A 13148-nucleotide genomic window follows, 5' to 3' on the forward strand; every position below is an offset into this window, starting at 1 on the left:
CCTCTTCGCTCGTCCTACTCGCCTTCGCCCTCGAGGTTGCCCTCCGTGTCCAGGTAGACCTGGCGGAGGGATTCGAGGATCTGCGGGTCCGGCTTCTCCCACATGCCGCGGGACTCGGCTTCGAGGAGGCGTTCCGCGATGCCGTGCAGGGCCCAGGGGTTGGCCTCCTCCAGGAAGGCGCGGTTGGTCGGGTCCAGCACGTACGTCTCGGTGAGCTTGTCGTACATCCAGTCCGCGACCACGCCCGTCGTGGCGTCGTAGCCGAAGAGGTAGTCGACCGTCGCGGCGAGTTCGAAGGCGCCCTTGTAGCCGTGGCGGCGCATCGCCTCGATCCACTTGGGGTTGACCACGCGGGCGCGGAAGACCCTGCTGGTCTCCTCGACCAGGGTGCGGGTCTTCACGGTCTCGGGACGCGTGGAGTCGCCGATGTACGCCTCGGGGGCCGTGCCGCGCAGGGCGCGGACCGTGGCCACCATGCCGCCGTGGTACTGGAAGTAGTCGTCCGAGTCCGCGATGTCGTGCTCGCGGGTGTCCGTGTTCTTGGCGGCGACCGTGATGCGCTTGTAGGCCGTCTCCATCTCGTCGCGCGCCGGGCGGCCCTCCAGGCCGCGGCCGTACGCGTAGCCGCCCCACACCGTGTAGACCTCCGCGAGGTCGGCGTCCGTGCGCCAGTCGCGGGAGTCGATCAGCTGGAGGATGCCGGCTCCGTACGTACCCGGGCGCGAGCCGAAGATACGGGTCGTGGCCTTGCGCTCGTCGCCGTGCACGGCGAGGTCCGCCTGGGCGTGGGCGCGGATGAAGTTCGACTCCGCCGGCTCCTCCAGGGAGGCCGCGAGCCGGACCGCGTCGTCCAGGAGGCCGATGACGTGCGGGAACGCGTCGCGGAAGAAGCCCGAGATGCGCAGGGTCACGTCGATGCGGGGACGGCCGAGCTCGTCGAGGGGAATCGGCTCCAGGCCCGTGACGCGGCGCGAGGCCTCGTCCCAGACCGGGCGGACGCCGAGGAGGGAGAGGGCCTCCGCCACGTCGTCGCCCGAGGTGCGCATCGCGCTCGTGCCCCACAGGGACAGGCCGACGGAGGCCGGCCACTCGCCGTTGTCCGTGCGGTAGCGGGTCAGGAGGGACTCGGCCAGGGCCTGCCCCGTCTCCCACGCGAGGCGGGAGGGGACGGCCTTCGGGTCGACCGAGTAGAAGTTGCGGCCCGTCGGCAGCACGTTGACCAGGCCGCGGAGCGGGGAGCCCGAGGGGCCCGCCGGGACGAAGCGGCCGTCCAGGGCCGCGACGACGTGGGCGATCTCGTCCGTCGTGCCGGCCAGGCGCGGGACCACCTCGCGGGCCGCGAAGGACAGGACCGCCACGACCTCCGGCGACTGGTCCGCGGCGACCGAGGCCACGGCGTCGAGGGACCAGTCCGTGTCCTCCATCGCCTGGACCAGGGCGCGGGCCTGCGCCTCGACCTCGTCCGCCGAGGTACGGGTGGCCTTGGACTCGTCGAGGCCGAGCGCCTCGCGCAGGCCCGGGAGGGCCGTCGTACCGCCCCAGATCTGACGGGCGCGCAGGATGGCGAGGACCAGGTTGACCCGGGCCTCACCGGTCGGGGCGCCGCCGAGCACGTGCAGGCCGTCGCGGATCTGGGCGTCCTTGACCTCGCACAGCCAGCCGTCGACGTGGAGCAGGAAGTCGTCGAAGCCGTCGTCGTCCGGGCGCTCTTCGAGGCCCAGGTCGTGGTGGAGCTTCGCCGCCTGGATCAGGGTCCAGATCTGGGCGCGGATGGCCGGCAGCTTCGCCGGGTCCATCGCGGAGATCTGGGCGTACTCGTCCAGGTGCTGTTCGAGGCGGGCGATGTCGCCGTAGGACTCGGCCCGGGCCATCGGCGGGACCAGGTGGTCGACCAGGGTCGCGTGCACGCGGCGCTTGGCCTGGGTGCCCTCGCCCGGGTCGTTGACCAGGAAGGGGTAGATGAGGGGGAGGTCACCGAGCGCGGCGTCCGGCGCGCAGGCCGCGGACAGGCCGGCGTTCTTGCCCGGCAGCCACTCCAGGTTGCCGTGCTTGCCCAGGTGGATCATCGCGTCGGCGCCGAAGCCGCCGTCCTCCGCGCGCGCCTGGATCCAGCGGTACGCGGCCAGGTAGTGGTGCGAGGGCGGCAGGTCCGGGTCGTGGTAGATCGCGATCGGGTTCTCGCCGAAGCCGCGCGGCGGCTGGATGAGGATGAGCAGGTTCCCGCGGCGCAGGGCCGCCAGGACGATGTCGCCCTCGGGGTTCGCCGAACGGTCCACGAACATGTTGCCCGGGGCCTCGCCCCAGTGCTGCTCGACGCTGCCCCGCAGCTCCGCCGGGAGCTCGGCGAACCAGCGCTTGTAGTCGGCGGCCGGGATCCGGACCGGGTTGCGGGCCAGCTGCTCCTCGGTCAGCCAGTCCTGGTCGTGGCCGCCGGCCTCGATCAGGGCGCGGATCAGCTCGTCGCCGTCGCCGGACACCAGGCCGGGGATGTCCTCGGTGGGGCCGAAGTCGTATCCGCCGGCGATCAGCGTGCGCAGCAGCTCGACGGCGCTGGCCGGGGTGTCGAGGCCGACCGCGTTGCCGATGCGGGAGTGCTTGGTCGGGTAGGCGGACAGGACCAGCGCGACCTTCTTGTCGCGGCGGTCGATGTGGCGCAGTCGGGCGTGGCGTACGGCGATCCCCGCGACGCGGGCGGCCCGCTCGGGGTCGGCCACGTAGGCGGGCAGGCCGTCCTCGTCGAGCTCCTTGAAGGAGAACGGGACGGTGATCAGGCGGCCGTCGAACTCGGGCACGGCGACCTGGGTGGCTGCGTCGAGGGGGGAAAGACCCTCGTCGTTCTCCTCCCAGGCGGAACGCGAACCGGTCAGGCACAGCGCCTGGAGGATCGGCACGCCGAGCGCGGCGAGGGCGCCGGCGTCCCAGGACTCGTCGTCACCGCCGGCGGAGGCGGTGGCGGGGCGGGTGCCGCCGGCCGCGAGGACGGTGGTAATGATCGCGTCCACGGACTCCAGGGCCTGGAGGAGCTCCGGCTCGGGGGTGCGCAGGGAGGAGACGTAGAGGGGGAGGGGCTGGGCGCCCTTGACCTCGATGGCCTCGCAGAGGGTGTGGACGAAGGCGGTGTTGCCGCTCATCTGGTGGGCGCGGTAGTAGAGCACGGCGACCTTGGGCGCCGCCTCGGCGGTCTGCTGCGCGTCGCGCTCCAGGGGGCCCCAGGTGGGGGCTGCGGCGGGCGGCTCGAAGCCGTGACCGGTGAGCAGGACGGTGTCCGAGAGGAACCGGGCCAGCTGGTCGAGGTTGGCCGGGCCGCCGTGCGCGAGGTAGCCGTGCGCCTCGGCCGCGATGCCGATGGGGACCGTGGAGGCCTCCATCAGCTGGGCGTCCGGAGCCTGTTCGCCGGTCAGGACCACGACCGGGCGGGTCTGGCCGGGGGCGAGGAGCAGGTCGAGGCCGTCCTGCCAGGCGCGGAGGCCGCCGAGGAGGCGTACGACGACCAGGTCGACTCCGTCGAGGAGGCCGGGGAGGTCGTCGAGGGGAAGGCGGGAGGGGTTCGCGAACCGGTACGGGACGGGGCCGTCCGCGGTGTTCGCTGCGCGGGCGCTGAGCAGATCGGTGTCGGACGTCGACAGCAGCAGGATCATGCGGCGGCAGGCCTTCCTCGGGGTTTCCGCGCCCCGGGCAGTGAGGACAGCGGGAGTTCCTGACTTGCCCGGCGGTGTGGCTCTGCCGGGTTCACAGTGGCGGGACCGCGCCGGAATCGCACCGGGCTTCCTCCCATGTCGCCGTCCTCGGCGACGGCGGGCCGTGTGGTCCGCCGGAAGGTCATCTTAGGGGTGGGCGGGGGTGGCGTCGGTGTCGGGTCGCCGGGTCGCCGGGTCGCCGGGTCGCCGGGACGCCGGGACGCTGGGCTTGGGCAGGTGCGGCGTCGCTGCGCTGGGGCGGGGCTGGTGCGGGTGCGGGTGCGGGTGTGGGGTCGGTGCGGCGTCGGTGTCGGGGGCTCAGCCCCCGAGCCCCCGCGCCTCAAACGCCGGCGGGGCTGGAATGGCTGGGCCCGGGCCTTCCCCCCGAGCTTCCGCGCCTCAAACGCCGGCGGGGCTGGAACGGCCGGGCTCTGGCTCGGGTCCCGGGCCTCACCCCTCCCCGAGCCCTCACGCCTCAAACGCCGATGGGGCTGGTGGGGGTGGTGACGGACACAGGTCGGGGGAGGGGAATCGTGGGTATGCTCGCCGCCATGCCCCAGTCCCCTTCCGCCGCATCGCGGGACGAACCCGCCATACGGGACCGCGGTGACGCCTGCCCCGGCGCGCTGCGGCTGCACGCGGCGGACGACGGGTTCCTGGCGCGGGTGCGGATTCCCGGCGGGATGCTCGACGGCGCCGCCGCGCGGCTGCTGGCCGATGCCGCCGACCGGCTCGGCGACGGCCACGTCGACCTCACCTCGCGCGGCAACGTGCAGCTGCGCGGCCTCGGCGAGAGCTGCGGCGGGGAACTCGCCGAGCTGCTGGCGGGCGCCGGGCTGCTGCCCGCGCCCACGCACGAGCGGGTCCGCAACATCGTTTCCTCGCCGCTAGCCGGCCTCGACCGGCTGGGCCTGCCCGATGTGTCCCCCTGGGTGGCGGAGCTGGACGCGCTGCTGTGCGCGAGCGGCGCGGCGGCCGGGCTGTCCGGGCGGTTCCTCTTCGCCCTCGACGACGGCCGCGGTGACGTGACCTCGCTCGCGGCGGACGTGAACCTCGTCCCGGAGGGGGATGTTCGGGCTCGGCTGTGGGCGGGGGACCCGCGGGAAGCCGTGCTCGTCTCCTCGCAGGACGCGCCGCGGGCCGCCCTGACGGCCGCCGAGTACTTCCTCGACGCCGTTCGGGAGGCCGGTACCCGGGCCTGGCGGGTGGCCGAGCTTCCTCCTGAACACGCCTTGTCCGGTGCCCGGTTGGCGGAGCGGCTGGCCGATGCCGGTGTCGGCGCCGTCGTAGCGGCGCCGGACCTTTCCGCCCGGTCCGCCCCGTCCGTCCGGTCCGTCAGGACGCCCGAGCCCGGCATCGTGCCCGGCCCGGACGGCACCGCCTCGCTTTCCGTTCTCGCGCCGCTCGGGCGGCTCGCCACCGCGCAGTGGCGTCGGCTCGCCGGCCTCACGGGCCGGGTCCGGCTGACTCCCTGGCGCGGGATCGTGGTCCCCGGACTGCCCGGCCACGCAGCGGCTCCCGCGCTCGCCGGCCTCGCGGAAGCAGGGCTCGTCACGGCTCCCGACAGCCCCTGGCGGTCCGTCACCGCCTGTACGGGGAAGCCCGGTTGCGCGAAGGCGCTGGCCGACGTGCGCGCCGACGCGCGGGCCGTCATGGAACGGGCCCGCGGACCGCTGGCCGTGCACTGGTCCGGCTGCGAGCGGCGGTGCGGGCATCCGCGCGGTTCCGCCTGGGTGGACCTGGTCGCCACCCCCGCCGGATACGACCTGCACGTCGAAGGCCGCGAACCGCGACGCGGCGTACCGCAGCACGAGCTCGCCCCCGCCCTCGCGGACGCCCGCCACGCAGATCACGTACGTCACAACCTCCCCGACTCAGTGCAGAAATGAGCGAGTACACCGTGTTCGAGTACGAGAAGGACGGCGCCGCGATCTACCGCCAGTCCTTTGCCACGATCCGCGCCGAGGCGGACCTCTCCGGCCTGCCCGCCTCGGTCGCCCAGGTCGCGGTGCGCATGATCCACGCCTGCGGAATGACCGACCTTCCGCAGGACCTCGGGTACACCCCCGAGGTGGTGCTGCGCGCCCGCGCAGCCCTGGAGGCCGGTGCGCCGATCCTGTGCGACGTCCAGATGGTCGCCAGCGGGGTCACCCGCAAGCGGCTGCCCGCCGGCAACGACGTGATCTGTACCCTCTCCGACCCGGCGGTGCCGGACCTCGCGGCGAAGATGGGCACCACGCGCAGCGCCGCGGCCCTCGAAGTCTGGCGCGACCGCGGCCTGTTGGAGGGATCGGTGATCGCCGTCGGCAACGCGCCGACCGCGCTGTTCCGGCTGCTGGAGATGATCGAGGAGGGCGCACCGCGCCCGGCCGCCGTCATCGGCGTGCCCGTCGGCTTCATCGGCGCCGCCGAGTCCAAGGACGCCCTCGCCGCGCACCCCTCGGGGCTCGACCACCTGATCGTGCGCGGCCGGCGGGGTGGCAGCGCCATCGCCGCGGCCGCCGTCAACGCCATTGCGAGCGTGGCCGAATGAGCGCCGACAGCGCCGACCAGAGCGTCAAGGGACGCCTGTACGGGGTCGGGCTCGGGCCCGGCGATCCGAACCTGATGACGCTGCGGGCCGTCCAGGTGATCGGCGAGGCCGATGTAGTCGCCTATCACAGCGCCCGGCACGGGCGGTCCATCGCCCGCTCGATCGCCGCGGCGCACCTGCGCGAGACGCACATCGAGGAGCCGCTGGTCTACCCGGTCACCACCGAGACCACCGACCACCCCGGCGGCTACCAGGGTGCGATGGAGGAGTTCTACGAGGCGGCCGCCGCCCGGCTGGCCGCGCACCTGGACGCCGGCCGGACCGTCGCCGTGCTCGCGGAGGGCGACCCGCTCTTCTACAGCTCGTACATGCACATGCACAAGCGGCTCGCGGACCGGTACGAGACCGAGGTCATCCCCGGCGTCACCTCGGTGAGCGCCGCCGCCGCCCGGCTCGGCACCCCGCTCGTGGAGGGTGACGAGGTCCTGACCATCCTCCCCGGCACGCTGCCCGAGGAGGAGCTCACCGCCCGTCTCGCCGCCACCGACTCGGCGGTCGTGATGAAGCTCGGCCGGACCTTCCCCGCCGTACGGGGCGCGATGGAGAACAGCGGCCGGCTCGCCGAGGCCCGCTACGTCGAGCGCGCCACCATGGAGGGGGAGCGGACCGGCCGCCTCGCCGACACCGACGCGGCGAGCGTGCCGTACTTCGCCGTCGCCGTGGTGCCCAGCCGGATCGGCAACCCGGGCAGCGTGCCGTCCGGGCCCGGCGAGGTCGTGGTCGTCGGCACCGGCCCGGCGGGCCCGCTGTGGCTCACGCCGCAGACCCGGCGCGCGCTGGCCGACGCCGAGGTGCTGGTCGGCTACACCACGTACCTGGACCGGGTTCCCGTGAAGCCGGGCCAGATCCGGCACGGCTCCGACAACAAGGTGGAGTCGGAGCGCGCCGAGTTCGCGCTCGACCTGGCCCGGCGCGGGCAGCGGGTGGCCGTGGTCTCCGGGGGCGACCCGGGCGTCTTCGCCATGGCCACGGCGGTCCTGGAGGTGGCCGGGCAGGCGGAGTACAAGGACGTGCCCGTACGGGTCCTGCCGGGGGTGACCGCGGCCAACGCGGCGGCCGCCGCGGCCGGCGCCCCGCTCGGCCACGACTACGCCACCGTCTCCCTCTCGGACCGGCTCAAGCCGTGGGAGGTCATCGCGGAGCGGCTGCGCGCGGCCGCCGCGGCCGACCTGGTGCTCGCCCTCTACAACCCCGGCTCGCGCAGCCGCACTTGGCAGGTGGCCCAGGCCCGCGAACTGCTGCTGGAACTGCGCGCACCCGAGACCCCGGTGGTCGTCGCGCGCGACGTGGGCGGGCCGGAGCAGTCGGTGCGGATCGTCACGCTCACCGAACTGGAGCCGTCCGAGGTCGACATGCGCACGATCCTGCTGATCGGCTCCTCGCAGACGCAGGTCACCGAGCGGCCCGACGGGTCGAGGATCACGTGGACCCCGCGCCGCTACCCGTGACGGCAGCCGAGCGCACCTGACCGGGCCCGGAGCGGCGAACCGCCTCCGGGCCCGGGGCCGTTCGCAGCCCCGCGCGCCGAAGTGCCGGGCCGTCCGCGGCTCCGGGGCGGCGCCTGGACCCTATGCGGGATCGGCGTCGAGCCAGCGCAGTGCTTCGAGGACCGAGGCCGCCTGCGGCTGGCCCTCCGGGACCGCGGGGCGGCGTACGACCAGGACCGGGATGCCGGCCTCGCGGGCGGCCGTGAGTTTGGGGGAGGTGGCCGAGCCGCCGCTGTCCTTGGTCACGAGCACCTCGATGCGGTGGCGGGCGAGCAGTTCCCGCTCGTCGGCCAGGGCGAACGGGCCCCGGGCCAGCAGCACTTCCAGCTGCGGCGGCACGGGACCGTCCGGCGGGTCCACCGAGCGCACCAGGAACCAGGTGTCGGTCAGGCGCGCGAAGGTGTGCAGGCCCATCCGCCCGGTGGTCAGGAAGGCCCGGCCGCCGAGCGCGGGCAGCGCGGCGGCCGCCTCTTCCAGGGAGTCGGCGAACCGCCAGTCGTCGCCGGGGCCCGGGGTCCAGCCGGGCCGGCGCAGCGCCAGCGTGGGGACACCCGTGAGAGCCTCCGCCTCGGCGGCGTTGAAGCTGATCCGCTCCGCGAAGGGGTGGGTGGCGTCGACCACGTGCGTGACCCCGAAGCCGACGATCCAGCCCGCGAGTCCGGTGATGCCTCCGAAGCCGCCGATGCGGGTGCCGCCCGGCGGGAGGAGGGGCACGGCGACCCGGCCCGCGAGCGAGGTCGTCACCTGGTACGAGGGGTGGTGCTCCAGTGCCTCCGCGAGGCGGCGGGCCTCCGTGGTGCCGCCGAGGATCAGGACGTGCCGGTCCGGCTCGCGGCCGGGCTCAGCAGACATGCCGGTCGCGCTCGGGGGAGTACAGGTGGCTGTCCCGGAACTGCTCCGCCCCCAGGGTGCGGCCCACCAGGATGACGGCGGTGCGGACCAGGCCCGCCTCCTTCACCCGGGCGGCGATGTCGGCCAGGGTCCCGCGCAGGATCAGCTCGTCGGGGCGGCTGGCCATCGCCACCACCGCCGCCGGGCATTCGGCCCCGTAGTGCGGCAGCAGCTCGTCGACCACCCGGTCCACGTAGCGGGTGGCCAGGTGCAGGACCAGCAGCGCGCCGCTGCGGCCCAGGGTGGCCAGGTCCTCGCCGGGCGGCATCGGGGTGGCCTGCTGGGCGATGCGGGTCAGGATCACCGTCTGGCCGACGGTGGGCACCGTCAGCTCCCGCTTGAGGGCGGCGGCCGCCGCGGCGAAGGCCGGTACGCCCGGGACGACCTCGTAGGGGATGCCGGCCGCGTCGAGCCGGCGCATCTGCTCCGCGACGGCGCTGAAGACGGAGGGGTCGCCGGAGTGCAGCCGCGCCACGTCCTGGCCCGCGGCGTGGGCCCGTACGCACTCGGCGATGATCTCGTCGAGGTTCAGCTGCGAGGTGTCGACCAGCCGGGCGTCCGCCGGGCACTCGGCGAGCAGCTCGCGCGGTACGAGGCTGCCCGCGTAGAGGCAGACCGGGGCGGCGGCCAGGGTCCGGGCACCGCGCACCGTGATCAGGTCGGCGGCGCCGGGGCCCGCACCGATGAAGTACACGGTCATGTTCGATCCTTCTCCTTGGATGCGGTGGCCGGCTCGGCAGGCTTCGTCACCGACCACTGGGTGACCGGCATCGCCTGCCGCCAGCCCGTGAAACCGCCGACCGGCACGGCGTGCGCGACCGCGAGTTTCACCAGTTCGCCGCCGTGGCGGCGGTAGCGGTCGGTGAGGACCGCCTCCGATTCGAGGGTGACGGTGTTGACGACGAGGCGGCCGCCGGGGGCCAGCGCCGCCCAGGTCGCGTCGAGCAGGCCCGGCGCGGTCAGCCCGCCGCCGATGAACACCGCGTCGGGGGCCGGGAGTCCGTCGAGGGCCTCCGGCGCGGCGCCGACGACCACGCGCAGGCCCGGTACGCCGAGGGCCGCCGCGTTACGGGCGATCCGCGCGGCCCGTTCCGGTACGCGCTCCACCGCCACCGCTCGGCACGAGGGGTGCGTGCGCATCCACTCGATGCCGATGGAGCCGGAGCCGCCGCCGATGTCCCACAGCAGCTCGCCGGGGGCCGGGGCCAGCGCGCACAGGGTCGCGGCCCGGACGTGGCGCTTGGTGAGCTGCCCGTCGTGTTCGTAGGCGGCGTCCGGGAGGCCGGGGGTCGCGCCGAGGCGCGGTGCGGCGTGGGCCGGGTCGCGGCGGCAGTCGAGGGCCACCACGTTCAGGGGGTCGCCGGGCGCGCGGTCCCAGCTGTCGGCGCGGCCCTCGTACGCGTCCTCGCGCTCGGATCCGAGCTGCTCCAGCACCCGCATCCGGCTCGGGCCGAAGCCCCGCTCTCGGAGCAGAGCAGCGATCTCGTTCGGGGACGCCGCTCCGGCGCTGAGCACCAGCACCCGGCGCCCGTCGTGGAGCGCGGCCGCGAGCCGGGCCACCGGGCGGCCGACCACGGTGATCACCTCCGTGTCCTCCACCGGCCAGCCCAGGCGGGCGCAGGCGTACGACACGGACGACGGGTGCGGGTGGACCCGCAGGGACCGCGGCCCGAGCTCCTCGGCGAGGGCGCGGCCGATCCCGTAGAACATCGGATCGCCGCTGGCCAGCACCGCGATCCGGCGCCCCGCGTGCTCGGCCATCAGCTTCGGCACGGCCGGCCGCAGCGGGCTCGGCCAGGCCACCCGTTCACCGGCGCACTCCCCGGCCGGCAGCAGGTCCAGCTGGCGCGGCCCGCCGATCAGCACCTGGGCCGAGGACAGCGCGGACCGCGCGGCGGCGGTGAGTCCGGCCCAGCCGTCGGCGCCGAGGCCGACGACCGTCACGGTTCTGGGGGGCGGTGCGGAGCTCACTGCGCAGTACCTCGGGACGGGGAGGGGAAAGACGGCGGACCCGCAGCCTACTGGCCTGCGGATCCGAGGCCCGCGCCCACCCTCGCAACGCCCTCGTGACACCTCGGCGGCACCTCGGTCTACCCTCGGTAACCCACTGCCACGCGAGGGAGCCGCCATGCCCGGCTGGAACGCCAGCGAGATCCCCGACCAGAGCGGCCGGACCGCCGTCGTCACCGGGGCCAACAGCGGGATCGGCTACGTCACCGCCCGCGAGCTCGCGCGGCGCGGCGCCTCGGTCGTGCTGGCCTGCCGCAGCGCGGCGCGCGGGCGGGCCGCGGTGGTCCGGCTGCACGCCGAAGTGCCGGGAGCCGAGGTGGAGTTCATACCGCTGGACCTCGCCGACCTGGCCTCCGTGCGGGAGTTCGCCACCAGCTACGGGCAGCGGCGCACCTCGCTGGACCTGCTGGTCAACAACGCGGGTGTGATGGCGCTGCCGTACGGGCGGACCGCCGACGGGTTCGAGACGCAGTTCGGGGTCAACCACCTCGGGCACTTCGCCCTCACCGGGCTGCTGCTGCCCAGGCTCCGGGCGGCCGCCCCCGGGGCCCGGATCGTCAACGTCTCCAGCGGCTTCCACGCACTGGGGAGGATCGACGTCGAGGGCGGCGGCCTGGATGCGCTCTCCGGCGAGCACGGCTACCGCCGCTGGATCGCCTACGGCCGCTCCAAGACCGCCAACCTGCTGTTCACGCACGAGCTGGCCCGCCGCTTCACCGCCGCCGGCTCCACGGTCACCGCCGCCGCGGCCCACCCCGGCTACGCCTCCAGCAACCTGCACTCCGGAGCGTCGAAGCTGGAGGGCCCGACCCTCAACTCGCGCGTGGCGGCCTTCGGCAACGCGGTCGTCGCCCAGCCCACCTCCGCGGGCGCGCTGCCCACCCTCTACGCGGCCACCGCGCCCGGGGTCGGGCAGGACGCGTTCATCGGCCCCTGGTTCGGCTGGCGCGGCGCGCCGGCGCCGTCCTGGCGGGCGAAGTGGACCCTCGACGACACGTCCGGCGAACTGCTCTGGGCGGCCTCCGAGAAGCTCACCGGAGTCTCGTACGCGTCCCTGCCGCGCTGATCCGGGCGGGGCTGACGTGCCACCCGCGGGTCACCTCACGCCGCGGGCGGCGGCCCGCCCCGGGAGAGCCGTGCGCCGAGCCGCTCCGCCCCGGCACGCGCCGTCCGCACCGCTCCTCGCGCCCGCCGCCGCCCCCGCGCTGCTCCTCGGCCCGGCGGCCACGCCGGTGCCCCGACCTCCGCGCGCCCGGCGGCCCGCGCCGGACCCGTACGTCCACCAGCGGGTCGGCTCGGGCGCGACGAACGGGCCCGGCCCGTTCGAGGCCGGCGTGCACCTCGGGGACCACGGCACCTCCTGCGCCGACGACCTGGTCGCCCGCGCCGCCGTCGCCGGGGACCCGCACACGGACCGCGCGGGAACCCGTACCAGCGGCTTCCGCGGGGACGACGGCGGACGCATGCAGGTCACCTGGACCGTCCTCGGCCCCTGACGGGTCTCCCCGGCATGCTCCCGGGCGGGCGCCCCCGGTATGAGTCCGTCCGCCCCCGGGTCGCTTCCGTCCGCCCCGGGCCGGGCCTGACCCGGGCGCCCCCGCCCTGGAGACTCGGCGGCATGAGCGACGACGATACGGACAACCACCCAGAAGCCCACGACCACGCGGTGGTCCTGGGGGCGGGCGTGGCCGGCCTGCTGGCGGCGCGGGTGTTCGCGGAGCGGTTCGGGCGCGTGACCCTGGTCGAGCGGGACGAACTACCGCAGGACGCACCGGCGTTCAGGCCCGGGCTGCCGTAGTCCCGGCACGCGCACGTGCTGTGGTCGCGGGGCGTGGAGCTGCTCGAGGACCTGCTGCCCGGGGTCACGGAGCGGCTGCCGGCGGGCGGGGCGTTCCTGCTGGACAGCCCCGGGGACTTCCTCTGGCTGAGCCCGGCCGACTGGTTCCACCGGGTGCCGGGGGTGAAGGTGCTGCTGGCGAGCCGCGAGCTGCTCGACTGGACGGTGCGCCGGGAGGTGCTGCGGGACGAGCGGATCCGGCTCCGGTCCGGCAGCCCGGCCACGGGGCTCGTCGGCGGGCCGGACGGCCGTTCGGTGACCGGCGTGGAATTCAGCGAGGGTGACCCGCTGGCCGCGCGGTTCGTGGTCGACGCCACCGGACGCACCTCCAAGGCCCCGGCCCGGCTCGCGGCCCCGCAGGTGACCCGGTACGACTCCCGTCTCGGCTACTCCAGCCGGTACTTCGAGGTTCCGGCGGATCCCGCGCGGCGCTGGCACGAGGACCTGCGGTACGCGGAGACGGAAGGCCCGCCGGCGGACCGGGCCACCCGGATCCTGCAGCGCTCCATGTCCCGCGTGATGGTGGGCGCCAACACCGATCCGGCCGTCTCCAGCCGCTTTTTCGGCGTGCTGTCGCTGTCCACCTCGCCGAACGCCCTGCTCAGCCCGGGCACGGTGCTCCGCGTCCTGTCCAAGTGGCGCCTGCCGGCCAC

At 75.0% G+C, this 13148-nt stretch carries 11 protein-coding genes and 1 riboswitch; of the genes, 6 read left to right on the forward strand and 5 right to left on the reverse strand.

Going from position 1 to position 13148, the window contains the following annotated elements:
* Positions 1-14 precede the first annotated feature (14 nt).
* Positions 15-3638 (reverse strand): cobaltochelatase subunit CobN, encoded by a 3624-nt coding sequence (cobN, locus tag OG332_RS35025; protein WP_327417209.1) that lies wholly within the window; start codon positions 3636-3638, stop codon positions 15-17.
* 53 nt (positions 3639-3691) lie between these two features.
* A riboswitch (cobalamin riboswitch) is annotated at positions 3692-3792 on the reverse strand.
* Positions 3793-4228: 436 nt separating this feature from the next.
* Between cobN and cobG the strand changes: the two genes are divergently transcribed.
* From cobG to OG332_RS35040, 3 genes are read left to right on the forward strand one after another with little or no spacing between them, the layout of a single operon-like run.
* Entirely contained in the window at positions 4229-5566 is a 1338-nt protein-coding gene (gene cobG / locus OG332_RS35030) for a precorrin-3B synthase (protein WP_327417210.1), read from the forward strand.
* Complete coding sequence (locus OG332_RS35035) at positions 5563-6210, forward strand: precorrin-8X methylmutase (RefSeq protein ID WP_078893060.1); 648 nt, start codon at positions 5563-5565, stop codon at positions 6208-6210. Before cobG ends, OG332_RS35035 begins: the two co-directional genes overlap by 4 nt.
* On the forward strand, positions 6207-7718 hold the full coding sequence (locus OG332_RS35040) for a precorrin-2 C(20)-methyltransferase (protein WP_327417211.1): 1512 nt from the start codon (positions 6207-6209) through the stop codon (positions 7716-7718). Before OG332_RS35035 ends, OG332_RS35040 begins: the two co-directional genes overlap by 4 nt.
* Positions 7719-7838: 120 nt before the next feature.
* On the opposite strand, the gene OG332_RS35045 is transcribed toward OG332_RS35040, so the two are convergent.
* The 3 genes from OG332_RS35045 to cbiE are packed head-to-tail and all read right to left on the reverse strand — an operon-like array spanning position 7839 to position 10619.
* The gene (locus OG332_RS35045; RefSeq protein WP_327417212.1) at positions 7839-8609 is read right to left on the reverse strand and encodes a cobalt-precorrin-6A reductase; all 771 of its coding nucleotides are present in this window, start codon (positions 8607-8609) and stop codon (positions 7839-7841) included.
* Positions 8599-9348 (reverse strand): precorrin-4 C(11)-methyltransferase, encoded by a 750-nt coding sequence (gene cobM / locus OG332_RS35050; protein ID WP_327417213.1) that lies wholly within the window; start codon positions 9346-9348, stop codon positions 8599-8601. The genes OG332_RS35045 and cobM overlap by 11 nt, the downstream gene beginning before the upstream one ends.
* Positions 9345-10619, reverse strand: a complete 1275-nt coding sequence (gene cbiE, locus OG332_RS35055) for a precorrin-6y C5,15-methyltransferase (decarboxylating) subunit CbiE (protein ID WP_327417214.1) — start codon at positions 10617-10619, stop codon at positions 9345-9347. Before cbiE ends, cobM begins: the two co-directional genes overlap by 4 nt.
* Before the next feature lie 157 nt (positions 10620-10776).
* Between cbiE and OG332_RS35060 the strand changes: the two genes are divergently transcribed.
* The 3 genes from OG332_RS35060 to OG332_RS35070 all read left to right on the forward strand — a co-directional run bounded on the left by OG332_RS35060 (position 10777) and on the right by OG332_RS35070 (position 12456).
* Positions 10777-11724: an oxidoreductase gene (locus OG332_RS35060; protein ID WP_327417215.1), complete on the forward strand. Its 948-nt coding sequence runs from the start codon at positions 10777-10779 to the stop codon at positions 11722-11724.
* A gap of 70 nt (positions 11725-11794) precedes the next feature.
* On the forward strand, positions 11795-12154 hold the full coding sequence (locus OG332_RS35065) for a hypothetical protein (protein WP_327417216.1): 360 nt from the start codon (positions 11795-11797) through the stop codon (positions 12152-12154).
* A 122-nt stretch (positions 12155-12276) separates the two neighbouring features.
* Entirely contained in the window at positions 12277-12456 is a 180-nt protein-coding gene (locus tag OG332_RS35070) for a hypothetical protein (protein WP_327417217.1), read from the forward strand.
* Positions 12457-12881: 425 nt separating this feature from the next.
* Here OG332_RS35070 and OG332_RS35075 read toward each other — a convergent pair whose 3' ends face one another.
* Positions 12882-13109: a hypothetical protein gene (locus OG332_RS35075; protein WP_327417218.1), complete on the reverse strand. Its 228-nt coding sequence runs from the start codon at positions 13107-13109 to the stop codon at positions 12882-12884.
* Positions 13110-13148 lie beyond the last annotated feature (39 nt).

Source organism: Streptomyces sp. NBC_01233 (assembly GCF_035989305.1).
Classification (GTDB): Bacteria; Actinomycetota; Actinomycetes; order Streptomycetales; family Streptomycetaceae; genus Streptomyces.

Coding starts and splice junctions, on each gene's coding strand:
- OG332_RS35045 (WP_327417212.1), bottom strand. CDS start 8,609: ATGTCTGCTGAGCCCGGCCGCGAGCCGGACCGGCACGTCCTGATCCTC.
- cobG (WP_327417210.1), top strand. CDS start 4,229: ATGCCCCAGTCCCCTTCCGCCGCATCGCGGGACGAACCCGCCATACGG.
- OG332_RS35040 (WP_327417211.1), top strand. CDS start 6,207: ATGAGCGCCGACAGCGCCGACCAGAGCGTCAAGGGACGCCTGTACGGG.
- OG332_RS35070 (WP_327417217.1), top strand. CDS start 12,277: ATGAGCGACGACGATACGGACAACCACCCAGAAGCCCACGACCACGCG.
- cobM (WP_327417213.1), bottom strand. CDS start 9,348: ATGACCGTGTACTTCATCGGTGCGGGCCCCGGCGCCGCCGACCTGATC.
- OG332_RS35035 (WP_078893060.1), top strand. CDS start 5,563: ATGAGCGAGTACACCGTGTTCGAGTACGAGAAGGACGGCGCCGCGATC.
- OG332_RS35060 (WP_327417215.1), top strand. CDS start 10,777: ATGCCCGGCTGGAACGCCAGCGAGATCCCCGACCAGAGCGGCCGGACC.
- cobN (WP_327417209.1), bottom strand. CDS start 3,638: ATGATCCTGCTGCTGTCGACGTCCGACACCGATCTGCTCAGCGCCCGC.